This window comes from Geodermatophilus sp. URMC 63 (assembly GCF_053502565.1).
Genome location: NZ_CP199956.1, coordinates 2,095,033 through 2,119,458, shown reverse-complemented (window position 1 = coordinate 2,119,458; position 24,426 = coordinate 2,095,033). Strand labels below are relative to the sequence as shown.

Below are 24,426 nucleotides of genomic sequence, written 5' to 3'. Positions count from 1 at the left end.
TGGCGGTGCGCTCCGCGGGAACCCCGGCAGAACCCGACACCCACCAACCTAGGAACGTCCCGCACCGAGGGCGTTGCGCGCCGGTGAACACCGGGCTCGCGATGGGTGCCGCCGATGCCTCGCGCTTGCGACGGCGGCCGTTGTTCCGGTTGCGCTCGACGTCGCCGAGGTCACCGGAACACTTCCGGTCGCGAGCGTGCCAAGCATCGCCACGGACAGAATGCCCATGTTACATCTGCGTAACACAGGCGTGTCGATGCAGCGTTCGGGAAAACTGGCGACCATGCCGCAGGACTGGCGGAATCAGCTCGAACTCCACTCCCTGGGCACGTGCATGAGAGCGTGCCTGGTCTATGAACTGGTCGCCCAACGTGTGGCCGGTCAACCGGTCGAAGTCACCACGGCAGCACTGCGATCCGCAGCCCGGGCTGAGGGCCTGGACACCCGCCAATCCTGGATCGGTGCGGCCGCGTTGCAGATGAGCCGGGAGGGCAGCCTTGCACGCCCGTGACCGCTATGCGCCGTCACCGTCCCGGGACGGCGCGAATGCCGGACTCGGCCGCGGCCGACTGCGCGCAGAACCGGTCTCGGGAGGTGGCCGCCCAGCTCCGATCCGCCAGCGCTCCTGACAACGGGGGACAGCGAGGTTTTCTCACTAGAAATCCCCACCCATTTGAAGGGCGTAGTGGGCGTCGCTGGTCAGGGCTTCAGCGAGTCGTCAGCGACTTCGGGCGCGGGCCCTCGACGCAGGCTCCCGGCAGGCGGCACTCGACACTTCGCTGGCACGAGGGTCTGACCTGCAGCGATGCCTCTCCCAGCCGTCCGCGGACGGCGAATCCTGGTGAGAAAACCTCATTGCGCTTGAGCGCTGTGCTGACCTGCAGATATGCAGGTCAGCGGCGAGCAAGAGGTTCCAAGTTGAGCGCTGACTGCAGAAGCTGCCCCACGAACATGCCGACGCTCTGGACATACACCGCTCGTCGTACGGCAGAGGGACCAACCCCACATGCTGCGTGGACAACCGCCGTGCTCAACCACAGCGGCCGCCCGCCACGATCGGCAGGGGGACCCCGCTCGTGGTCGGGAGACGCCGTACGCCTGCAACAGGTTGGCCGGGGTGGTGTTCCACGGCGACCACGGGGCGCATGTGGCCAGCGATCGACCAGCCCACCAGCCGGCGAGAGAAGCAGTCGATCACCGTGGCCAGGTACAGGTTCTCCCCACCACCCTAAGGCAGGTAGGCAATGTCCCCGACGTAGACGATGTCGGGTGTATGCGCGGTGAAGGTCCGTTCACCAGGTCGGGCACGAGCTGGTCGGCCAGCTCCGGGACGGTGGTGCGCACGCGGCGGCGAAGCCGGATGCCGGCGATGTCATAAGTGGCCATAACCCGGGCGACCCGCTTGAGGTCACCCGTTCCGGCGCCGGCCGCCCGTCGTTTGAGCTCGGCGGTCACCCGCGGCGCCCCGTAGGCCCGGCCGGTGGCGTGCACCGCGCAGATTTGCTCGGCGAGCTCGGCGTCAGCGGTAGCGCGGGCGGCCCGCGCCGGCGCGGTGGCCTCCCAGGCGTAGAACGACGAGCGGGACACGCTCACGGTCGAGCACAACCGCTTCACCTCTAACCGTCGCCCCGGCGTCGACCGGTACAGCCCACCGCGTCGCGGCGGAACTCCTCTGAGTACGTCTCCCTCGCCACCGTCTGGTCTTCTCGCCTTCTCCAAGCAAGGCCTGGGTTCAGCGTGTCCCAAATCAGGCTTTATGGCCCGCGCTTGCGGGTGCCAGATGCAGGACGATCCACCCCGATGGGTAGCGGGACGCGGGATGCTCGCGCATGCAGCGCGGTGATATCGGCGTGACGCGGCGGTGACGTCTACCGGTCATCCTGAACGCGAGGACACCCCCTCTGCAGCCGGGATGAGCCCACCGAGTCAGGGAGAGTGCCCAGGGAGGTGATTGCATACACAATCTCCGACCGGCAGCCCAACGGCTGTGTTCCGCTAGAACCAAACGCCCCACCTGCTTCCTTCCCCGGAGTCGAGAGGCAGCGGGGACGTTGTCCGGCCTTGTGAGCCCAGTTCCATACCCGTCGCGAATAGAAAGGTGCCGTCCATGACCGTGCGGCCAGAAGTAGAAGATACTGAAAGAGTTGTTGAGCTACGGCCCGCTACTAATTACCCTCACCCATGGATAGATGGTTTTATACTAACCTATACGACCGACTACAGTCATGGGCAGGACGGCTCCGGAAACTATCCGCAAGCACTTGAGATAACAACCCCTCGGGGACCCCAAGGATTCTCCCGGTTCTACTTGCGGGATTTTCCGCAGAAGACATGGGAAAATCTACGGGACTCTCGGGGAACAACCATGCCACTGCAAATTTACGTTGATGACTTAGCCGGCGTATGGTGCAAGTGGTTGCGCCCGGTTGGACCAGCGTAGGCCGACCGCAACTCCGAGACACGTCTCCACCACGAGCGGCAGGAGGTTCTGATCTGCCTTCGCCGTCACGGTAACTGTCCGAGTCATCGGCGGGGTAACGACTGGGAGATATGAGACGGACTTCCGAGGTCAGGGTGCCCCTGCTGAAGTGACTTCTCCTCTTCGGAAGCTCGCCGTGCCACATCCTGCCGGCTAGTGCTCGTAACCAACACTGTCCCTGCCTTGCGGGTCGCGGAGTGGTGGCCTCGGCAAGTGCGGTGTCGGGATCCTTGGTCCAGGTGAACCGGGCGCAGCGGCCGTTCCAGGCGCCGATGAACTGCCCGATAGCGGCGATGAGGTCGGCGACGGTGGGGAAGTCGCCGCGCCGGAGCGCCTGCCGGACGATGATCGCGAAGAACGCCTCGACCAGGTTCAGCCAGGAGCCCGAGGGCGGGGTGAAGTGGAGGGTGACCCGCGGGTAGTGGGTGAGTCACGCGCGGACCGCGGGTGCTTGTGGGTGACGTAGTCGTCGACCACCACGTGCAGCTGCCGGCGGGGGTAGGCGGTGGCGACTTGCTTGAGGAAGGCTAGGACCTGCTAAAGCCGGTGGCGCTCGGTGCAGACCTCAGTGACCCGGCCAGTGGCCACCTCAAGACTTGATTCTCTCACTTGACGGGCGGCTACTAGCACTGGAGTCGGAATGCCTTGGCAGATTGCGCTGATCATACTTGGTTTTGCCGCGTTTTTGGCTGCGCTTGGCGTCAAGGTCACAGTGCCGGGAATAAATATCGATCTGAAGGAACAATTGGAGAATTGGCAGCGGGTGCTTGTCGCCTCCACCGGCATCGGCCTGACGGTGATCGGCCTCTTGTTCAGCGTCAACATGATACCAACCCCTGGCAGCGAAGATGAACATCGGGCAAATGATGACTTGCAGCTAGCGGATTACTATGCAGACAATGAAGGTGATACTTGCTTCACTGGAGCCCCATACAATCTGGTTTTCGGCGATGATCTTTTCGTCGTGGAGGAGCAGGTTCAGTGCCGCTATACGCCGGCCGACGTGTCGCGCCCGCAGGTATATACGTTCAACATTCCGAAATATGCTCCCGGTGCGAAGATCGTGGGATTTTCTGGCACATTCGGTATAGATGAGTCCGGGGATGCGAATCATCCTGGCGCGGAGGCATTCTGGACCGTCTCCCAGGATGAACGAGTACTCTGCGAGCCGCGCGCAGAATGGAAAAAGCTCGCAAACTGTGACATCAAAAACCCTATCGAAATCGTGCCAGATGAACCCTTGGTCATTACGGAGGTTCTCGTCCGCTTTGGACCCCACAATGGTGGTGAGCTATTTTTAGGCATCGCTCTGCCTCGCCTTGAAATCCGCACGTAACTCTGGAAGGCGCTGCGCGCCACCGTCGCCGCACGACCGTCCACATTGAGGTTTTCTCACCAGCATTGCCGGCTTGACTGACGTCGTCGCTGGTCGCGGCCGGGGTGGAAGAACCGGGCGCGGGCTCTCGGGGTAAAGATCGACTCGCCAAAGACCGATCTCCTCTTCCCCGGGAGCCCGCCGTGTCTCATCGTGTCAGCCTGGATGTGTCCGCACCGGTGTTGAAGGCGGTGACCGGCTGGGTCGCCCGGTACCGCCGTCGGCCGGGAACCCGTCCGGCGCAGCGGGTCGGCACGGTGCACGCCCAGGTCGTGCTGGCGCTGCGCTGGCTGCGCCACCGTCTGGACGTGCGCATCCTGGCCGCAGACGCCGGAGTCAGCATCGCCACCGCCTACCGCTATCTGCATGAAGCGCTCGAGGTAATCGCCGGGCACGCTCCTGCCCTGGGTGCTGTGCTGGCCCGTGCTCGCGCCGCCGGCCTGTCCTTCCTCTGCCTGGATGCAACGCTGATCCCGACCGACCGGGTGGCCGCCCGCGCCGAGCGTGGCCATCACCTGTGGTGCTCCGGCAAGCACCACGCCTTCGGCGGCAGCGTGCAGGTCCTCTGCGACCCCGGTGGCTTTCCGCTGTGGGTCTCTGACGTCCGGCCCGGCTCGACCTACGATCTGACCGCCGCCCGCGAGCTGGTGCTGCCGGCGCTGTACCCGCATGCCGCCCGCGGGCTGCCGGTGCTGGCCGACAAGGGCTACACCGGTGCCGGCATCGGGGTGCACGTCCCGATCAAGCACCAGCCCGACGGGCCGCTGCACACCGACAACCGCTGCTACAACTCCCTGATCACCGCGCTCCGCGCGCCCGCCGAACGGGGCCATGCCCTGCTCGGCTGCTGGCGCGCCCTCGACCGGGTCACCGTCAGCCCGCACCGCATCGGCGCGATTGTCGCCGCCGCATTGGTGCTGACCTCACTCGACCGCGGAACCAGGTGAGAAAACCTCAGCACGCGCGTCAGCCCAATTCATCACGGTGATCGCGGTGACGATTGAGAATTTATCACCAGGAATGAGGTTTTCTCAATGGATTGGCGATGGAGGCCTACTTGTGGCGCCGAAGCGGCAGGTCGCCGGCGCGCGAGGTGTGTCACCGCATGAGGCGCGGGGCCCTGCGATCGAGGATCGGTTCTTCCTAGCGAACTGATCATGATCGCGAGGACCCCGCGTGATCACCTACTCTGCCACGCTCGACGTACCCGCCGACACCGTCGCGCAGCTGGTCGAGCTGCTCGTCGCCGAGCGGCGCCGCCCGGGCACCGGCATCGGCGCCCGCGCCGCCTCCTGCTTCGACCAGGCGGTGCTGGTGCTGCGCTGGTTCCGGGAGGACACCGGCATGCCGGTCCTGGCCCGCGACTCCGGAGTGTCGACCGCGACGGGCTACCGCTATCTGCGCGAGGGCATCGACGTACTGGCTGCGCAAGCCCCTGAGCTGCATCAGGTGCTGCAGGCCGGACGAGCCGCCGGCTGGAGTCACGTCACCCTCGACGGCACCCTCATCGCCACCGACCGCTGTCGGATGAACAACCCGGACACCGGTCATGACCTGTGGTACTCCGGCAAGCACCAGGCCCACGGCGGCAACGTGCAGGTCGTCTGCGACCCGACCGGCTTCCCGGTCGCCGTCTCCGACGTGCAGCCGGGGTCAGCGCATGACCTTGCCGCCGCCCGCGCCACCGGCTTCCTCGGCACGCTGCACGCCGCGGCCGCCCTCCTCGGGCTGCCCACGCTGGCCGACAAGGGCTACGACGGCGCCGGTATCGGCGTGCACACGCCGGCCAAGGGCGGTCGGCTGGCGCCCAGCACGGCCTGCCGCAACCAGCTGCTGACCCGGCTGCGCGCCGAAGGCGAGCGCGGCATCGCGCTGCTCAAGACCCGATGGAAGGCGCTACACCGTATTCGGCTGTGTCCTCAGCGAATCGGCGCCATCGTCGCGGCCGCACTTGTTCTGACCAGCGCCGAGCGGCCAATCCGTTGAGAAAACCTCAATCTGCACCCAGTTGAAGGGCGCAGTTGGCGTCGCTGGTCAGCGTCCCGGGCGTGTGCCGGGGAGTGAACTTGCTGCTGTTCGAGGAAGCCGCCTGCGACGACTGGCTAGGCCAGGCCAGGCCAGGCCAGTGGCCCGTAGCGGAGATGACCGGTGTATGCCTGGCTTCTGGGTTCACCTCATCGGGGTGGCGTGCGGCGGCGGCGATCTCGACGCGGAGCCGGTCGATGGACGCCAGCAGGGCGCCGTGTTGCTTCCAAGCGGCCTGGTCGATCTGGGGGGCGACGGTGAGGAGGGTGTTGATCCGGTGGCGCTGGTCGTCGAGCTCGGCGAGGTGGGCCTCGACGGCGAATCGGGCGGCGTCCGGGTTGGCGCCGGTGGCGATGGGGGTGACGCTGTGGAGCGCGGCCGCGGCGGTGGTCAGTAGGTCGGCCAGCGCGGCGCGCTGTTCGCTGGTGTAGGCCGCGGACTGCTCGGCGGGGGGCATGAAGTAGGTGCGGTCAAGGACCGCTCGCGCCAGCGTGCGCAGAGTGAGGTGGCAGCGTTCCAGCCCAGTCAGGGTAGTGCGCAGCCGCGGTTGGGCGTCGCGGGCGCTGCGGGCATGGGGGTGGAGCCGGGCGCTCTCCTCAACCCGGGCCACGGTCAGATCCGCGCGGAGCACCTCGTCGCGGACGGCACGGGCCTGCGTGAGCCAGTGGTCGGCCGTCGACCGAGACCAGGGGCCGCGCAGGCCGTCGGCGAAGTCCCGGGCAAAATCCGCCATCCGTTCGGCGAGCTCACCGATGGCCTCGCCGGCCGGCTGCAGGTACAGCGGTGGCGCGACGAGCACGCTGACGGTGATCCCGACCAGCGCGCCGAGCAGCGCCTCGGTCACTCGTGTCAGCGCGAGCGCGCCGCCGGCGCTAACTTCGAGCAAGAGCATCGCGGTGATCGGCGCCTCGAACAGATGCGGGCCCAGCCGCAGGAGCCGGCCGACGACCAGGGAACCGGCGACCACGACGCTCAGACTCCACCAGGTGAGCCCGACGACGTTGGCCACGCCGACGGCCACCAGCACGCCGGCGAGCACGCCGCTGATGCGGCCCAGCCCGTGCATCAGGGTCTTGTACAACGTCAGCTGCACCACCAGCAGCGCCATCAGCGGTGCGACGATCGGGTGCTCGCTAAGGTGCAGCACCTCGGCCAGCAAATTGGCGGCGACCACCGCCAGCGTAGCTTTGGCCGTCCGCAGGCCGGGAATCCGGCCCCGGCGCACCAGTGTGGAGCGAACTCGGTCGCGCAGCCGTGCGGATGCTCCGAACATGAGATGCCTCCAGCTCAGGTCGAGAAATGACAAGGCGGAGGACGGCGTCGTCCTAATTCGATTGGGGCGGCGGAGCCGCTGGTCGGCAGTGGCCCCGCCAGCCAGGCTGGCGGATCACCTGTCCGCCGGGCCGGACTAGGCGAGTTGACCGCGATCAGGGGCAGTCCTCGAGGCGGCGCCGGATGCGCCGAAGCAGGCCCCGGATCTGCTTGGTCGCCGTGTCGGCATGCCGTCCTTCCCGGTGCTCTGCCGCGTCGTCACGGGAGTTCGGGAGCTATGCCTCGCTCATGCCTTTCAGCGTCACCCCTTTCAGCGTCACCGAACCCTGTGTCTATCCCGTAACGCTCCCCAGTGACTGTTCTCACCCTCGTGGCCGCGATGTGCAGCCAGCTGGGCCCGGCCACCGACCGAGCGGTGACGTCCCTGCTGGTGGTGTAAGTCCAGGTCACCGCCCGCGTGGAGGACCACGCGAAGGGGCCATCGTGTGATGGTCAGCGAGACCACGCCAATGGTTCTCGCGGAAGGACACAGCACACGATGGCCCTGGACCAGTCAGCCCTGCTCGAGGTGCTCGACGCACTGAAGGCCGCCGACGTCGACGACCGGATTCGCGCGGCGGCCACCATGATCTACCAGGCCCTGATCGAGGCCGAGCTCACGGCAGTGATCGGCGCCGCGCCCCACGAGCGCAGCGAGACCCGCACCGCGCAGCGCAACGGCTCCCGCCCGCGAACCCTGACGACGACGGCCGGGGATCTGGAGCTGCGCATCCCCAAGCTGCGGCCGGATCGTTTTTCCCCTCGCTGCTCGAGCGGCGCAGGCGGATCGATCAGGCGCTGTTCGCCGTGGTGATGGAGGCCTATCTGCAAGGCGTCTCGACCCGCAAGGTCGACGATCTGGTCCGCGCGCTGGGCGCCGACTCGGGGATCTCCAAGTCCGAGGTGTCCCGGATCTGCGCCGATCTGGACGCCGAGGTGGCCGCGTTCCGCGACCGCAGCCTGGCCGAGACCGCGTTCCCCTACGTGTTCCTCGACGCGACCTACTGCAAGGCGCGGGTGAACCGGCGGGTGGTCTCCCCGGCGGTGGTCATCGCCACCGGAGTGGCCGCCGACGGCCACCGCGAGGTGCTCGGCTTCGCCGTCGGCGACTCCGAGGATGGGGCGTTCTCCGACGGCGTTCCTGCGCTCGCTCAAGGCCCGCGGGCTGGCCGGCACCCAGCTGGTCATCTCCGACGCCCACACCGGATTGAAGGCTGCGATCGGCGCGGTGCTGCTCGGCGCCGCCTGGCAGCGCTCATCTGCCGGGTGCACTTCATGCGCAACGTGCTGGCCAGGGTGCCGAAGGGCAACGCCGAGATGGTCGCCGCGGCGATCCGCACCATCTTCGCCCAGCCCGACGCCGAACACGTGCACGCCCAGCTCGACGTCGTCGCCGGCATGCTCGGCCGGCAGTTCCCAGCCGTGGAGGCAATGCTCCGAGACGCCGCCGAGGATCTACTCGCCTTCACAGCGTTTCCGGTCGTGCACTGGAAGAAGATCTGGTCGACCAACCCGCTGGAACGGCTGAACAAGGAGATCAAGCGGCGCACCGACGTCGTCGGCGTCTTTCCCAACCCCGAAGCCCTGCTCCGCCTGGCCGGCGCGGTCCTGGTCGAGGCGCACGACGAATGGCAGGTCCCTCACCTGGAGCACCGCGCCGTGACACGGCGAGCCTCCCGGCACGGGAGCGGCACATCGCAGCTCCAGTGCCGGGAGGCTCTCACCAGCCGGCCGAGGCCTCAGTCCCGCGGGTCGAGTGGACGGCCGATGACTTCCGCCGCGGGCGGACCCTGCCCAGGCACGGAGGTCTCGCCCGCCGACGCCACGAAGTGCCCCGCCGGGCTACCCGAACGCCGGCCGCCCGGCTCGGGGCTCATGGGGAACGCCTGCGCCGCCACGTGCGCAGTGCCGGATGTCTCCGGGCCCTCGGGCGGCTCCACCACGAGGACGAACTTGTCCCCGTGGCGCGTGATGCCATCGACGACGGCCTTCTCGATCGCCACGTTGGCGTAATTGCCGCGCAGCACCATGGGGTCGCGACGGAGGTCCTTGACCAGGCTCACGGCCATCGCTGCCATCACCAGGGCGAAGGGCAGCGCCGCGATGATCGTCAGATTCTGCAGCCCCGTCAGCGCCGCACCCTCCTCGCCCAGGAGCAACATGATGGCCGCGACGGAGCCCATCACCACACCCCAGAAGACGACGACCGAGCGGCTCGGCTCCAGGGTGCCGCGCTGCGAGAGCGAGCCCATGACGATCGAGGCCGCGTCCGCACCGGACACGAAGAAGATCGCCACGAGGACCATGACGAGCACGGTCGCGGCGGTGGCCAAGGGGTACTGCCCCAGGACGGCGAACAGCTGCCCCTCCGTGGTGCCCTGGCCGGCGACGTCGACGCCGTCGCGCTGGGCGGCGATGCCGGCGCCGCCGAAGACGGCGAACCACAGCAGGCTGACCAGGCTGGGCACCAGCAGCACGCCGGTGACGAACTGGCGGATGGTGCGGCCGCGGCTGATGCGGGCGATGAACAGGCCGACGAACGGCGTCCAGCTGATCCACCAGGCCCAGTAGAAGACCGTCCAGCCACGCAGCCAGGTCGCCATCGGGTCACCGCCGGTGGCCTCCGTGCGCGCGGCCATGTCGCCGAGGTCGGAGAAGTAGCTCCCGACCGCGTCGGGGATCAGGTTGAGGATGAAGATCGTCGGGCCGAGCACGAAGACGAACACCGCGAGGATCAGGGCCAGGACCATGTTGGTGTTGGACAGCCACTGGATCCCCCGCTCGACGCCGGAGACGGCCGAGGCGACGAAGGCGGCGGTCAGGACCGCGATGATCGCGACCAGGACGCCGTTGCCGACGTCCCCGGCCCAGCCGAGGATCTCGACCCCGCTGCCGATCTGCAGGGCGCCGAGGCCGAGGGAGGCCGCCGACCCGAACAGCGTCGCGAAGATGGCCAGGACGTCGATGACCCGGCCGACCGGGCCCTCGGCCCGCCGCCGGCCGAGCAGCGGGACGAAGACCGAGCTGATCAGCTGACGGCGGCCACGGCGGAAGGTGCCGTAGGCGACCGCCAGCCCGACGACGGCGTAGAGCGCCCACGGGTGCAGCGTCCAGTGGAACAGCGTGGTCGCCATCGCCGTCTCGATCGCCTGCGACGACTCGGGCTCGGCCGTCAGCGGCGGCGGGGAGACGTAGTGCGAGAGCGGCTCGGCGACCCCGAAGAACATCAGCCCGATGCCCATGCCGGCGCTGAACATCATCGCGATCCACGAGATGGTGCGGAACTGCGGCAGCTCGTCGTCGCGCCCCAGCGGGATCCGCCCGTACTTGCCGGCCGCCAGCCAGATGACGAAGAGCACGAATGCCGAGGCGAGGAGCACGAACAGCCAACCGAGGTTGCCGGTGATCCAGCCGAGAGCGGAGCCACTCGCGGTGCCGAGACCCGTCGGACTCGCGAAGCCCCAGGCGACGAAGCCCAGCGCCATGATTGCGGCGACCGCGAACAGCACCTTGTCCACGGCCCAGTGCTGATCTGCGACGCAGTCTGGCGGTTCGGCGATGGCCGGATGAGTTCCGGTGTCGACCACGTCCGTGGCATGGACGGTGGGGCGCTCCTCCCCTACTCCGCCCGCGCGGTCCTGCGGCGCTGGGTCATCTCCGTCGGCCTGGCCACGTTGGCGGGAGAGCCAGCCGGGCCTGCTGAGCTGTTGCTCCATGACACTCCCTATTCTGTTGCGTCATTCGAGACGGACTTCGCATGAGGGAACCCGAGCGTCAGGCCCACTACAAGAGGCCACCGTGACTGTTCACACAGTTTCAGCGCAGTATGGCTCTGTGTTTCGCCCCTGTGACGGCCTCAGGCGCTGAAGGGCGGCCGCTGGGCAGCCCTGTGCCCCGCCATCACTCCCGTTGACGCCGGGCCTCGGGCCCGGGAGAACCTCAGCCTGCGAAGCCTGGCGCGACCGCGCCGATGAGGGGTGCCGCCGGGCCAACGCCGCGGTCGCCATCTCGGCACGGGCCGCGTTGGGGAGCGACGGAGTCGGCGCCTCCTCGAACCACGTGCGCCCATGTTAGGGATGCCTCCCTGCTTCAGCGGACCGATCGTTCCTGGCCTGGGGGAGGGCGTGCCGGTCATCTCAGCCATCTGCCTCAGCACCCCCCATCGGCGGCCGCTGTCATCACGCCACCGTGGCCGCTGACTCCCAGCGCGCTGGCCCGCCGGCAGGCGTCCTCGCGTCCGACTCCCCCTGGGTCAGCGTCTTGCCGGCGAACTCGGCCAGCGCTGAGCCGTCCCCGGCCGGCTCCAGGAAGCTGTCGTGCTTCTCCGCGGTCAGCCCCGTCAGGGGGTAGAAGACGTGCGCGTAGTGCGTCGCACCCTTCTCCATCGCCCAGTCCTTCATCGCCGCGGCGACAGTGTCGGCGATCAACGGGTCGAGCGGCGCTGCGTAATCGATGGTGGCCAGGACCGACCTGTAGACCGACTTGGGCAGCCGCTTCTGCATCTCGGCCTTGCTGAAGACGTTGGCGCCGAAGATCTCACCGGGCGTCTCGCCGGCCGTGAAGCTTACGGCCGCGGGCACGTAGGCCTCGACGCTCTGTTGGCCTGCATACGGACGGCGTTCCCGCTCACGGCGGCTCCCTGGGGGATGGCGGTGTGGTCGGGAGTCCCGGCAGAACCCGACATCACCAACCTAGGAATGCCGCGCACCGGGGGAGTTTCGCGCCGGTGAAAATCGGGGTCCTGATCGGGTGCCGCCAAGCCTCCCGCTCGAGACGTCGGTCGGCTCCCGGTTGTGCTCACGTCGCTGAGGCGACCCGAACGTTCCGGGTCGTGAGGGCGCATACGGTCGCCCACGGATAGAGGATTCCTCTGTTACTTCTTCGTTACACCCGCGTGGCGATGCGGCCCGCAGGACATCCGGCGACCATGCCACAGGACTGGCGGGACCAGCTGGAGCTCCTCTCCCTGGGCACGTGCGTGCGGGCGTGCCTCGTGTACGAGCTGGTCGCCCAACGCGCTGCAGGTCAACCGGTTGAGGTCACGACCGCGGCGCTGCAATCCGCCGCCCGCGCGGAGGGCCTGGACATCCACCATCCGTGGATCGAGGCGGCCGCGCTGCAGATCAGCCGGGAGAGCAGCCTGGCACTTCGACTTCGCCCCGCGGTCGGGGCTCGCCAGGATCCGGTCACGCGAGGCGCCCCTCAGCTCGCGATCCGCCAACACTCGTCACAACGGAGCACCGCACGCTCGTCTGCCCAGGCCATGGTGATGATCGCTGTGACCAGCACCCACAGACGGAGGCCGCCAGGCCGTCCACAACCGGCCGGGCTACCGCGTGAGCAGTGCCACCCGACTGCGTCCTCGCCGTCGAGGAGCCGCGCGCGCCTCGGACGCGACGCACGTGCCGGTCACATACAGACTCGCAATCATGGGGGAATTTCGACCTGTCGCATGCCGCAGACGTGACGCCGGCAGTCAACCGGCGATCCGCTGACACTCCTCGCACCGGGGGACACCCCAGACGTCGTGCCAGTCCATGTCCGCTATCGCGGTGACCAGAACCCCGCACACCGAAGACGCCAGACCGTCGACCACGGGCTTGGACACGGCGTGAGCCAGGCTGCCCGCCCGGTTGAGGTCACGGCCATCGCGCACGGGGTCGCGCTCGACGGAGGCGACATGGGTTCCGGTCACGTGAACGCTCGCAGTCATGGTCTCGAGAGTGAGCGGCCGTGATGACGACCGCGTCACGATGCTCGAACGACTCGGCGAGGCCGGTGCGTCGCCACGCCGAACCCGCCTGCCCCGGGAAGTCGGTGTTCAGGCGCCGCCGACACCGGATTGGTCGGAGCCGCCGGCGTGCAGTGCGCACAGGCCCGAATCACCGACGCCGGCCACGAAGCGGCGTTCGCCGTAGATGCGCGCGTGAACCGGGCGACCCGCTCTTCCTGCTGAAAGCGAGGTGGCTCAGTCTTGTGCTCGTCTGGGATTTCCGCGCGGCGCTCGCCGCAGACCACGCGAGCGACGCCCCGGCTCCGCCCGAGCACAGGCCAACTGCCCCCAGCACCGCGCTACGCGTGCCGGTCCGGGCGAGCCCGATCCCGGCGCTTAGAGCGCCCGCCGATAGGCGCGGTCGCGAAGTCCGGCGTGGTTGATCGATGAGGGCAGGCACGAGGGCCACGCTCGCGAAGGTGCTAACGCTCCGTGAACTGTGGACCCCTCGTGCCTGCCCTCCCATCGTGCATCCTTGACCCGCTGCGCGAGCAGTTCCTGGCCCTGCTGCCCGTCCGGCATGACGTGCCTCCGCTCGGCTGCCACCGGCCGCGCATCGCCGATGCGGTGGTGGTCGACAAGCTGGTGGAGGCGTTGGTCTTCGGCGCCGGGTACGAGGCATCGCCGGGCTTGGCTGCTCGGCGACGACGATGCGCCGCCGCCGGGACGAGTGGATCCGGCTGGGTGTATGGGATCGGCTGCGACCGGCGTGCCTGGACGCCGACGAGAAGATGATCGGCCTTGATCTGGCCGATCTCGCCGTCGACGGCTGCACCACCAAGGCGCCCTGCGGCGGGGAGTGCGCCGGGCGCAGTCCGGTCGACCGGGGCAAAGGCGGCCTGAAACGCTCCCAGCTCACCGACGGCGCCGGCATCCCGCTCGCGGCGGTGTCCGCGCCGGCCAACACCGTCGACCACACCCTGCTGACGACCACCCTCGACGCGATCAAGGACCTCCAGCCGCTGCCCGCACGGGTCACCGTGCACCTCGACGCCGGCTACGACCATCGGCCGGCCCGGCAAGCACTGGCCGACCGCGACCTGCACGGTCAGATCGCCCACCGCGGCGAGCCGGCCCCGATCCAGGTCGGCCGGCGCTGGGTCGTCGAGCGCACCCACGCCTGGCTCAACGACTTCGGCAGACTCCGCCGCTGCACCGAACGCCGCCGTGACTGCGTGGACGCCTACCTCTGCCTCGCCGCGGCCATCGTCACTATTCGTGCCCTCCGCCGGGCCGCCTGGTACCTCTACCGCTGGGACACCCGACCACGATCACCACGCATCCGCTGACCTACTGGCGGGCGCTCTTAGGCAGCGAAAGTCCGTATGCCTGCCAAATCCCGCGGCCGGCCTGTGCGCGTCCACAGGTCCAGCGACGTGCTGCGTCTCGAGGGCCGTCATACGTTGGTGTCAGCGCGGACGGGCTGGCCGGTCGCTTCGAGCACGGAGAGCCACAGGTCGCCATTGAGATCGACCTGGTTGCAGCTTCCGGTGGCCAAGGCGATCGGCAGGTGCACGAAGCGTCCGTGCCATCGATCCACGACGATCGCCGTCCTCCCGGCCATCGCCGCATGCGCGGCCGCCTGCGCCAGGCGGGTGCAGTAAACGCTGTCGAACGGGTTGGCCGGCACACTGCGGATCGCGTAACCCGGATCGACGTAACGCAGGCTGATGCTGCGGCCGCCCGCCGCCGTGTGGTCGGTGATGCGCTCGCGCAGCAGACCGCCGATGTCGGCCAGGCGAACGTTGCCCGAGACGTCCCGGCCGGTCGGCCGGTCGGTGAAGAGGTCCTGACCGGCGCCCTCCGCGACGACGACCACCGCATGCCCCTGCCGGTTCAGGACCCGGTCGACGTGCGCGAGAACGTCCTCCTCGCCCTCCAGGACGACCGGCACCTCCGGAACGAGCACCATGTCGACGTCCTCGCTGGCCAGACTCGCGTACGCGGCGATGAAGCCGGAGTGCCGGCCCATCAGCTTGATGAGCCCGACACCGTCGGGGATGGAGCTGGCCTCGGTGTGTGAGGCACGGATGGATTCCGCGGCCTGGGAGAACGCGGTCTGGAAGCCGAAGCTGTGATCGATCCACGGGATGTCGTTGTCGATCGTCTTGGGGATGCCGACGACGGCCAGCGGTATGCCCCGGTGGTCCGCCTCGTCGGCGATCTCCTGGGCACCTCGCAACGTGCCATCGCCGCCGACCACGAACAAGATGTCGATCGCCCGCTGGGTCAAGGTATCGACCATCTCCGCAAGGTCCTGCCAGCCGCGGGAGGTGCCGAGCACGGTGCCCCCCTGGCTGTTGATCCCGCGCACACCTTCCGGCGCCAACGTCATGCTGTCCTTGGCTCCCGTACGCGTCAGTCCCAGGTATCCGTTGCGGAACCCGGTCACCGACGTCACGCCGTAGCCCGAGATCCGGGGGTCCTGCCTTCTTGACCAGCGTTGTGGCCGGGACGTTCACAGCCAGCCGACCGGTCCCTCGAGCAGGGAGCCCAGCTCGCGCTGGTTGATCGAGACGATCTGCGAGAGGTGCTCGTCCATGAGTGTCGAGGCAACCTCCCCGTCGCCGTCGATGATGGCTTGGGCCACCTTGAGGTGGTCCTCGGCCAGCAGTTTGTGGAGCTTGCGGACGTCCCCGACGGTGGAGAGGCGGTGTGCGACCAGCTGGCCGTACGCGCGGAACGATATCTGGAAGACCCGGTTGCCGGCCAGTCCGGACACCGCACCGTGGAAACCCTCGTGGCCGGTCACGTAGACGTCGCGGGCGACGTGTCCGTCCGCCTCGACGTCACCGGACAGATACGGGGCCATCACCTGCGCGCGCAGCGCAGCGTCCGGGTTCCTCGCGGCCATCCGGGCGAGCGTCGACTCCGCGAACACCCACGCCTCGAACAGCTCGTCGTACGTCGCCCCCGCCAGGTGGAAGAACAGCGCCTCCATCCTGCCCAGGTTGGCCGTGTCGACGGTGCCGACCACCGGGCCACCGCCCGGGCCGCGACGGATGCTGATCATCCCCTGGACCTCCAGGAGGCGCAGCCCCTCGCGCAGGGACTCGCGGCTGATGCCGTACTGCTGCAGCATCTGGGCTTCCGAGGGCAAACCGTCCCCGGGCTGGAGCCCGGCGGCGGTGATGCTGGCAACGACGTCACGAGCCACGACCTGCGCGGCCTTGAGCGGTCGGAGCACGGAGCCTCCGGCGGCGATCGGGATGCCCTCCACCGGACTTCCCGACTCCGCGATGCTGGCGCCGGCCTGCTTCTTCCTCGTCATCCTCGCCCTCACTCTCCTGTCATGGACGGGACAACCCCGTTCGGTGACTGCGACCGCGTCGAGGCCCAGCCCTCGGCCTCGTGGTCGGCTTGACGGGTGCCAGAGCCCGTAGGGGCTGAAGGCCTGGGGATGACGCCGATCTGCCGTCGACGGGCCCCATCTCTGGGGACCCCATGGGCCATCGAAGCCGGCGGGGGTAGGGCCGGCGGTCTAGGGCGGCCGTCGAAGGAGGCGGCGGGTGTTGCTGCCCGGTCGGCACGACGACCACGCCCTGGATCTGCTCGCACTCGCCGCTGCAACGTTCTCCGTGGCCGTACAGCTCCAGCACGAGCCCGTGGACGACATTGTTCAGTCCCGGACAGAGACCCCCGCACGTGACCACACCCACGCGGGTTCGCTCCGGCTCGAAGAACAGCCGCAACCGGGGCCCGCCGGGTTCGAACGCGGGGAAGCTCGCAGGTCGGCACCCCCCGGCGCGCGGCCATGTCCAGGGTGTCGTCCAGCAGCACCCGGTCGGTCTCGGCGACGTAATGAACCGTGTCCCGCCGGTCAAGGAGGCCACCGGCAAGCGGCGAGGAGATCGTGGCGGGGCCCAGCGTGCGCCCCGCCAGGTCCGCCGCGGTCAGGGACAGTTGGTCACCCGTGTGCACGCCTGCGGATGGTGCCCTGCCGTTGTTCCGGGCATGTGAACGTCGTCCACCGTACCGTCGCCACCCGGCGTCAACGGAGTCCCAGGACACTGAGCCATTCCCTGGGCCAGGGGAACTCGGTCGCCGCAGCCCTCGTCCTCCTCCACCGCGAGCACGGCCGGACGACATGATGACCAACCAGCTCCAGCCGCTACTGAGTCCCGTGTCCTCGAGCGGCCACCACGGCAGGTGCGGGGTTCACCTTCGCCGGGACATGATCTCGGCGCCGTTGGCAGCGATCGGTCAGCGCACGTGACCCACCACCGGAGAGGCGACGAGCAGCGCCCGCATCCCCACAGAGTCATCGCGTCGGAACTCCCGACAAGGGAGTGCAGGGACAAGAGCGCCGCCCGGAAGCCAACTGAGAGTCCTGAAGGATTCAAGATCGCGGACCATCACACCTTATGCACTGTGGGGTCGAAGGCCGTGTCGTCAAGCTGGCAGCCGGGGCGGAAGATGGCGAGGGCTTGGCCTTCGCTGCGGGCCCGGCAGCTTTCGCCAGGTGGCTCCCTCGCGGGCCGGACGTCCGCGCTGTCTTGCGATGGGGATCAACGCGAGCGATCCCGAGGATCACCTGGCCGGGTCGTTGCCCCAGCCGAGTGGCCGCCAAGTCCCAAGTCTCGCTCGCCGCGTCGCGAGGACCTGCGCGCCCGCGGCGGTGCGCCGCGGTGACACCCGGGGCGAGCCCACTCGACAGACGAGGTCGCCGAACAGGAGGTCCACGCAAGGAGTACCGGAGGTCGCGTTCCTAGCGTCCGCGCCCGTGATGTCGCTGCACAAGCTGACCGCGGGTGACGGGTACACGTACCTGACGCGGCAGGTGGCGGCGATGGACGCCACCGAACGAGGCCTGGCCGGCTTGAGCGACTACTACTCCCAGCGGGGTGAGTCCCCCGGCGTCTGGGCCGGCGCTGGCCTGGCCGGGTTGAGCGGGGTGTCTGCCAGGCAGCCGGTCGGCGAAGCGCAGATGAAGGCGCTGTTCGGGCAGGGGCGCCATCCCGACGCCGAGCGCTTGGAAGCAGAGGCCCTCACCGCCGGGAGGACGGCGGAGCAGGCGCGGGCCGCGGGCGCCCTCGGCCTGCCGTTCCTGGTCTACCCCGCACCTGCCGACGGCCTCCGCCCTCTCTGCGCGCAGGAGTTCGCTGCGGTCAACGCCGCACGTGGACGTCCGCACGACGCGCCTCTGCCCGAGCCGGAGCGTGCCCGCATCCGCAGCAGGGTCGCGCGCGGCATGTTCACCGAGGTCCACGGCCGGCCGCCGGCCGACGCCCGGGAGCTGTCGGGGTTCCTCGCCCGGGCCTCTCGGCCGGCGACCCGCGCGGTGGCCGGCTACGACCTGACCTTCTCCCCGGTGAAGTCGGTCTCGGCGCTGTGGGCGCTGGCGCCGCGGGAGATGGCCGAGCAGGTCGAGGCCGCCCACGCCGCCGCGGTCGCCGACACCCTAGCCTGGCTGGAGCGGCACGCCTGCTTCACCCGGCTGGGCGCCGGCGGAGCGCGGCAGGTGGAGACCACCGGGCTGATCGCGGCGGTGTTCACCCACCGCGACTCACGCGCCGGGGACCCGGACCTGCACACCCACGTCGCGGTGAGCAACAAGGTGCAGACCGGCGACGGGCGGTGGCGGGCCCTGGACGGACGGGTGCTGTACAAGGCCAACGTCGCCGCCTCGGAGCACTACAACACCCGGCTGGAGGCCCACCTGGTCGCGACGCTGGGAGTGCGCTTCGCCGAGCGCCCGGGCCGGGAGCCGGGCAAGCGGACCGTCCGCGAGGTCGTCGGCCTCGACTCCCGGCTGCTCACCACCTGGTCCTCGCGGCGGCAGGCGATCGACGTCCGCCGCGGGCAGCTGGCGGCCGGCTTCCAGGCCGAGCACGGCCGGCCGCCGACGACGAGTGAGGCGATCGCGCTCGCCCAGCAGGCCACGTTGGAGACGCGGGAGGCCAAGCACGAGCCGCGCTCGCTGGCCGAGCAGCGGGCGGCCTGGCGGCAGCAGGCCCTGGGCGTCCTCGGCAGCCCGTCGGACCTGGCCGCCATGCTCGACCGCGTACTGGGCCACACCCCGGCGCCGCGCCCGTCCGGTGTCCCCGAGGCGTGGGTCCGAACGGCTGCGGCCAGGGTGCTGGAGACGGTGAGCGGGCAGCGGGCGACCTGGCAGTTCTGGCACGTCTGCGCCGAGGCCGAGCGGGTGGTGCGCGCCGCCGGCCTGGCCCCCGGCGACGTCGAGAGCGCGGTGTCCCGGGTTACCGAGACGGCGCTGTCCCCCGCGCTGTCCGTTCCGCTGGGGGCACCGGATCCGGTGGTCGAGCCACCTGAGCTGCGCCGCTCGGACGGCGCCAGCGTCTACACCGTCGCCGGCGCCCAGCTCTACACCAGCCGGGCGGTGCTGGACGCCGAGGCTCTGCTGGTCACGGCCGCCGGGCGCACGGACGGGCGCCGCGCAGATGCGGCCGTCGTCGAGCTGGCGCTGCTGGAGGTCACCGCCAACGGCACCGAGCTCAACCCCGGGCAGGCGCAGCTGGTCCGCGATCTGGCCGGTAGCGGCGCCCGGGTACAGCTGGCCGTTGCTCCAGCTGGGGCCGGCAAGACCACCGCGCTGGCGACCCTCGCCCGAGCCTGGACCGCCGGCGGCGGGACGGTGCTCGGGCTGGCCCCCTCCGCGGTCGCCGCCGCCGTATTGCGCTCCTCCCTCGCCGGGCGCTGCGACACCCTGGCCAAGCTGGCCTGGTCCCTCCACGCAGGCACGCCGCCCGACTGGGTGGCCGGTATCGGGCCGGGCACGCTGGTCGTCGTCGACGAGGCCGGTATGGCTGGCACCGTGGAGCTGGCCCGCGCCGTCGACTACGTGCTGGGGCGCGGCGGCAGCGTCCGCCTGGTCGGTGACCCGCGGCAGCTGACCGCGGTGGCCGCCGGCGGAGTGCTGAGCGAGATCGCCGCCGCGCACGGCGCGGTCACGCTCACCCAGCTGGTGCGCTTCGCCGACCCGGCCGAGGCCGCGGCCACCGTCGCCGTCCGCGACGGGGACACCACCGGGCTGGGCTTTCACCTCGACGCCGGCCGGGTACACGTCGGCGATCTGGCCTCCTGCGCCGAGCAGGCCTATGCCGCGTGGGCCGCCGACCGCGCCGCCGGCAAGGACGCACTGCTGCTGGCGGCCACCCGCGCGGTCGTGGCGCGGCTGAACCAGCGGGCCCGCGCCGACCGGCTGGCCCACTCCCCCGGCCCACCGGGCCCCGAGGTCGTTCTCGCCGACGGCACCCGCGCGAGCGCGAGCGACGCCGTGATCACCCGCCGCAACGACCGGACCCTGCCGCTCGGTGTCACCGACTGGGTGAAGAACGGCGACCGCTTCACCGTGCAGACCGTCAACGACGACGGCGCCCTCGACGTCGTCCACCCCGGCACCAAGCGACGACTCACCCTGCCGGCGACCTACGTCCGCGAGCACGTGCAGCTGGGCTACGCGGCCACCGTGCACGGCGCCCAGGGCGTCACCGCCGACACCTGCCACACCGTGCTCACCGGGGCCGAGAGCCGACGGCTGCTCTACGTCGCACTCTCCCGCGGCCGCAGCGCCAACCACCTCTACCTCGCCACCGTCGGGGACGGCGACCCGCACAGCATCATCACCCCCGCCGCCGTGCACCCGCCGACCGCGACCGACCTGCTGATGGCCATGCTGGCCCGCGACGACGACCAGACCTCGGCCACCGGCGCCCGCCGGGCACTGGCCGACCCGGCCGGGCAACTGCACACCGCCGCCGTCCGCTACACCGACGCGCTGCGCTTCGCCGCCGAGCACCGCCTCAGACCGGCACCCGGAGAAAAACTGGAGAACGCCGCCGAGATTCTCCGGCCCGGGCTGACCTCGGCGCCGGCCTGGCCGGCGCTGCGCGGGCACCTGGCGCTGCTGGCCCTCGCCGGCACCGACCCCATCGCCGCGCTGGCACGGGCTGCAGAACTGCGTGAGCTGGACAGCGCCGCCGACCCCGCCGCCGTCCTGGACTGGCGGCTGCCCGCCACCGGCCCACCCGGCCCGCTGCCGTGGCTGCCCGCCATCCCCGCCGCGCTGGCCGACGACCCGCACTGGGGCCCCTACCTGGCCGCCCGCGCCACCCACCTCACCGACTGCGCGGCCCGGGTCGCCGCCACGGCCGCAACCATGACCCCGGCCACCGCACCCGGCTGGGCCCGCTCCCTACTGGCCGGGCAGGCCTCCCTGCGTGCGGACCTCGCCGTCTGGCGGGCCGCCCTGGGCATCCCGGCCGAGGACCGCCGTCCCACCGGACCGCCGCGGTTCCCGACCGCCGAACGCCAGCACCAGGCCTGGCTGGACCAGGCCCTCGCCGTCACCCCCACCGCGGGCCGGCCGGTGTGGGCGGCCCTGGCCGACAGCCTCGACCCCCGCATCCGCCACGACACCCACTGGCCGGCCCTGGCCGAGCGGCTAGCCGCCGCCGACCGCGCCGGCCTCGACGCCGCCGGCCTGCTCGCCGCCGTCGCCGCCCAGCGGCCGCTGCCCGACGACCTGCCCGCCGCCGCCCTGTGGTGGCGGCTCGCAGCCCACCTGTCGCCTGCGACCGTGCCTCCCACCGGCCCCGCCGCGGTGGCGCTGCGCCCGGAGTGGTGCGCCGTCCTCTTCGGGCTCCTGCCCGCCGAACACACCCCACGCGTACTCGGCGCCCCGGCCTGGCCGGCGCTGGTCGCCGCGGTCACCACCGGCCTCCGCGCCGGCTGGACCCCCGCCGACCTGCTCGCCGCCGCCGTCGCCGGCCTGCCTGCGACGGTGACCGCCGACCCGGCCGGTGACGGGATCGCCGAGGCCCTGGTGTTCCGCGTCGCCGCACTCACCGACCCCGCACCGATCGATGTCCCCGAGCCGCTGCCGGCCGACCTGCAGCCACCCGAGGACGCGCACCTGGTGCCGCCCGTGCACGTCTCCACGACCGCCACCGCCCACCCGGCGGACCTGCTGTCCGGTGACGAGGACGCGCCGTTCGACCCCGACTACGACACTTCTCCCCCGGCAGCCGTGCCGCGGTACCGCACATCGGACCCGTTGACCTCCACCGGCGCAGTCGATGCCGGCGACGACGCGGACTACCTGCTCGAGCAGCACTTTTGGGCCACCGCCGCCGTCTCCCGCGACCGGCTCATTGAACTCAACACCCGGGCCGCCGCCTTCTTCACCGAGCACTACGTCGCGTCGTGGGCACAGGGTTACCTGCGCGAGCGGCTGGGCACCGACCTCACCGCCGATCCGCGGTTCGCCCCCGGCTACGCCCCCGCCGGCTGGACCGCGCTGGTCGACCACCTGCGCGGCCTCGACGTGACCGACGACGAGCTGCTCGCCGCCGGCCTGGCCCAGCGCGCCCGCACCGGCGCGCTGATCGACCGGTTCCGCGACCGGCTCGCCTTCCCCATCCACAACCGTGAGGGCGCCGTCGTCGGCTTCATCGCCCGCCGCAACCCCACGACACCCGAGGACGGCTACGCCGGGCCCAAGTACCTCAACACCCCAGGCACCGACCTGTACCGGAAAGGCGAGCATCTGTTCGGGCTCCACGAGGCCCGAGACGCACTCGCCGCCGGGGCCGCGCCAGCTCTCGTCGAGGGACCGCTGGACGCCCTCGCCATCACGCTGGCCGGTGCCGGGCAGACCGCGGGCGTGGCCACCCTCGGCACGGCCCTCACCGACCGGCAGGCAGACCTCCTCGGCTCCTACATCCGCGGCGGCGACCCCGGCATCCTCGTGGCCACCGACAACGATCAGCCCGGACGGCAAGCCGCCGAACGCATCTACTGGCAACTCACCATCCGCGGCGACGACCCACGCCAACTCGACCTCCCCGACGGGCTCGACCCCGCAGACCTCGCCCACCGCGACGGCGCCACTGCGCTGAAGACGGCCATCGACACCTCGAGCGGCCTCGCCGCCGCCCTGCTCGACGCACGGCTCACCCCGGCTGCGCACGACCGGAGTACCTCAGACATCCACGCCGCACTGCGCGAAGCGGCCGCCGTCATCGTCGCTCTGCCACCGGGCCGGTGGCTCACACACATCGACCGGGTCACCAAGGCCCTCGGCGTGCCGCCCGGCACCGTCCACAGAGCCGTGCTCAACACTGAACCGGTCACAGCGGCGCCTCGCAGGACCACAACCGGCACCGACCAGGCGTCCCGGTTGACGCCCCCGAGGGAGAGCGATCACCGGACGGGTCATACGGGGCAGCCGTCGCCTGGCACACGAGCTGACCTGCACCATTCTCGTTAGGCGTTCCGCTTGCGAGACGCCCAACGAGACCACCGCCCGGCCACACTGGCTAAGTGACACAGCAGCTCTCGCGTCGAGAAGCGGCGGCCATGGCCGTCGTCCGAGCTCAGCTTCAGGTGCCCGTGGTCCAGCATGATGACCAGTCGGCTGCTGGCATGTACGACCTCAAGATCGAGTACCCCGACGGCCGGGTGGGTGCCGTTGAGGTGACCGCCGCAGAGGACCAGGACCTGGCGGCGCGGCAGGGTGCTCTCGCCGGCCGCCGCGCGCTCCTGCAAGACGATCGACTGGCCCATGCGTGGCTGGTCGTCCTTAGCGATTCAGCGCGGGTGAACGTTGCTCGGGAGCACTTGCCGAGGCTTCTGCTGCAACTGGAGGCTGTCGGCCTGCAGGAGGCGAGTGCCTTCAGCGTCGGTGGCCTCGACGACGATCACGATCATGCCTGGCTACCGGAGCGACTGGCCAGGTCTCAGGTGCAGACCGCGAAGACCACTGATGGCCCGGCCGGCACGGTCATCCTGACCGGTCCCATGCAAGTGGGCTTTCTGAGCCAGGACCCCGACGACGTGGTCACCTTCGTCGAAGATTTCGTCGCGTCGCGTCCCTCGGACATTGCGAAGTTGGGTCGGGCGGCCACCGCCGAACGCCACCTCTTCATTTGGGGCGGGGTCTTTTCGACCGGTTGGGTCCCTCTACGCGCCTTGGAACTCGACGTGCCGCAGCTACCTCTCCGGGCGCCCCAGCTACCGGAGGAGCTCACCCACGTCTGGGTCGCGCCGGAGGCGACCCGGCCAGCACGGATCGTTGTCTGGAGTGCGACGACGAACTGGGTCCAGGTCGGCACTATCCGGCCGGCCCGCTAATGGCGACATCTTCGTCCGCCAGGGAGGACGCGTTCCAGCAGAGGATCGTCATCGGACGCGGCCGCGCACGGTCGAAAGCTGCCGTGATCGCCCAATTGTCGGACGCTGTTGCGAGGATCGGGCTCGTGGCCAGTCAGCACACGCCCAAGTATCTCGCCGCCCTCCGCGCGGGCGTTGAGCGGTTTGAAGTCGCCTTTGAATCCTAGATGGAGACGCAGTCCGAGACGGACGCGATGTTCATGCCGGGGCTCGTCCAGCGAACCTTCCCCAAGGACGGCTTCGACTCGGCAGAGATTCAGCGCCGCAAACTGCCGTCGCGGAAGCTGCTGGCCTAGCCGCCAGAGCTCTCTCGGTCACAGGCTCGTATCT

The 24,426-nt window shown here is 70.1% G+C and carries 13 protein-coding genes and 6 pseudogenes; 11 read left to right on the top strand and 8 right to left on the bottom strand.

The annotated features are described in order from the left end of the window. Positions 1–196: 196 nt before the first annotated feature. Positions 197–511 carry a hypothetical protein gene (locus ACWIZO_RS10265; RefSeq protein WP_448642360.1) on the top strand — a complete coding sequence of 105 codons (315 nt, stop codon included), beginning with the start codon at positions 197–199 and terminating at the stop codon, positions 509–511. Positions 512–1,141: 630 nt separating this feature from the next. Here ACWIZO_RS10265 and ACWIZO_RS10260 read toward each other — a convergent pair. Further along, positions 1,142–1,614: pseudogene (locus ACWIZO_RS10260) on the bottom strand (IS3 family transposase); the annotation flags it as partial. Positions 1,615–2,690: 1,076 nt separating this feature from the next. Continuing rightward, positions 2,691–3,079 (bottom strand): annotated as a pseudogene (locus tag ACWIZO_RS10255) (transposase); the annotation flags it as partial. A 40-nt stretch (positions 3,080–3,119) separates the two neighbouring features. On the opposite strand from ACWIZO_RS10255, the gene ACWIZO_RS10250 reads away from it, so the two are divergent. From ACWIZO_RS10250 to ACWIZO_RS10240, 3 genes are all read left to right on the top strand, one after another. Further along, a complete protein-coding gene (locus ACWIZO_RS10250) occupies positions 3,120–3,815 on the top strand; it encodes a hypothetical protein (protein WP_448642359.1) in 696 nt (231 codons plus the stop codon). Between the two features lie 182 nt (positions 3,816–3,997). Further along, complete coding sequence (locus ACWIZO_RS10245) at positions 3,998–4,801, top strand: transposase family protein (RefSeq protein ID WP_448642936.1); 804 nt, start codon at positions 3,998–4,000, stop codon at positions 4,799–4,801. A gap of 229 nt (positions 4,802–5,030) precedes the next feature. Then, positions 5,031–5,840, top strand: a complete 810-nt coding sequence (locus ACWIZO_RS10240; protein ID WP_448642358.1) for an IS5 family transposase — start codon at positions 5,031–5,033, stop codon at positions 5,838–5,840. A 7-nt stretch (positions 5,841–5,847) separates the two neighbouring features. Here the strand turns inward: ACWIZO_RS10240 and ACWIZO_RS10235 are convergent, their stop codons facing one another. Then, complete coding sequence (locus ACWIZO_RS10235) at positions 5,848–7,152, bottom strand: FUSC family protein (protein ID WP_448642357.1); 1,305 nt, start codon at positions 7,150–7,152, stop codon at positions 5,848–5,850. A 537-nt stretch (positions 7,153–7,689) separates the two neighbouring features. On the opposite strand from ACWIZO_RS10235, the pseudogene ACWIZO_RS10230 reads away from it, so the two are divergent. The 3 pseudogenes from ACWIZO_RS10230 to ACWIZO_RS10220 all read left to right on the top strand — a co-directional run. Then, positions 7,690–8,258, top strand: a pseudogene (locus ACWIZO_RS10230) (transposase); the annotation flags it as partial. 49 nt (positions 8,259–8,307) lie between these two features. Further along, positions 8,308–8,388, top strand: a pseudogene (locus ACWIZO_RS10225) (hypothetical protein); the annotation flags it as partial. Between the two features lie 77 nt (positions 8,389–8,465). Next, positions 8,466–8,765: pseudogene (locus ACWIZO_RS10220) on the top strand (transposase); the annotation flags it as partial. 164 nt (positions 8,766–8,929) lie between these two features. Here ACWIZO_RS10220 and ACWIZO_RS10215 read toward each other — a convergent pair. From ACWIZO_RS10215 to ACWIZO_RS10205, 3 genes are all read right to left on the bottom strand, one after another. Continuing rightward, on the bottom strand, positions 8,930–10,708 hold the full coding sequence (locus ACWIZO_RS10215) for a BCCT family transporter (protein WP_448642356.1): 1,779 nt from the start codon (positions 10,706–10,708) through the stop codon (positions 8,930–8,932). A 660-nt stretch (positions 10,709–11,368) separates the two neighbouring features. After that, a complete protein-coding gene (locus ACWIZO_RS10210; protein ID WP_448642355.1) occupies positions 11,369–11,770 on the bottom strand; it encodes a glutamine synthetase III in 402 nt (133 codons plus the stop codon). An 896-nt stretch (positions 11,771–12,666) separates the two neighbouring features. Then, complete coding sequence (locus tag ACWIZO_RS10205; protein ID WP_448642354.1) at positions 12,667–12,903, bottom strand: hypothetical protein; 237 nt, start codon at positions 12,901–12,903, stop codon at positions 12,667–12,669. Between the two features lie 510 nt (positions 12,904–13,413). Between ACWIZO_RS10205 and ACWIZO_RS10200 the strand changes: the two are divergent. Beyond that, positions 13,414–14,252, top strand: a pseudogene (locus tag ACWIZO_RS10200) (IS5 family transposase). A gap of 107 nt (positions 14,253–14,359) precedes the next feature. On the opposite strand, the gene ACWIZO_RS10195 reads toward ACWIZO_RS10200, so the two are convergent. Together ACWIZO_RS10195 and ACWIZO_RS10190 are read right to left on the bottom strand one after the other, a co-directional pair. Continuing rightward, positions 14,360–15,364 carry an ATP-dependent 6-phosphofructokinase gene (locus tag ACWIZO_RS10195; protein ID WP_448642353.1) on the bottom strand — a complete coding sequence of 335 codons (1,005 nt, stop codon included), beginning with the start codon at positions 15,362–15,364 and terminating at the stop codon, positions 14,360–14,362. 57 nt (positions 15,365–15,421) lie between these two features. After that, on the bottom strand, positions 15,422–16,234 hold the full coding sequence (locus ACWIZO_RS10190; RefSeq protein ID WP_448642352.1) for a FadR/GntR family transcriptional regulator: 813 nt from the start codon (positions 16,232–16,234) through the stop codon (positions 15,422–15,424). Positions 16,235–17,689: 1,455 nt separating this feature from the next. Here ACWIZO_RS10190 and mobF point away from each other — a divergent pair. From mobF to ACWIZO_RS10175, 3 genes are all read left to right on the top strand, one after another. After that, positions 17,690–23,194 carry a MobF family relaxase gene (gene mobF / locus ACWIZO_RS10185; RefSeq protein WP_448642935.1) on the top strand — a complete coding sequence of 1,835 codons (5,505 nt, stop codon included), beginning with the start codon at positions 17,690–17,692 and terminating at the stop codon, positions 23,192–23,194. Between the two features lie 53 nt (positions 23,195–23,247). After that, positions 23,248–24,057 (top strand): hypothetical protein, encoded by an 810-nt coding sequence (locus ACWIZO_RS10180; protein ID WP_448642351.1) that lies wholly within the window; start codon positions 23,248–23,250, stop codon positions 24,055–24,057. Positions 24,058–24,263: 206 nt separating this feature from the next. Continuing rightward, positions 24,264–24,392: a hypothetical protein gene (locus ACWIZO_RS10175; RefSeq protein WP_448642350.1), complete on the top strand. Its 129-nt coding sequence runs from the start codon at positions 24,264–24,266 to the stop codon at positions 24,390–24,392. Positions 24,393–24,426: the final 34 nt, after the last annotated feature.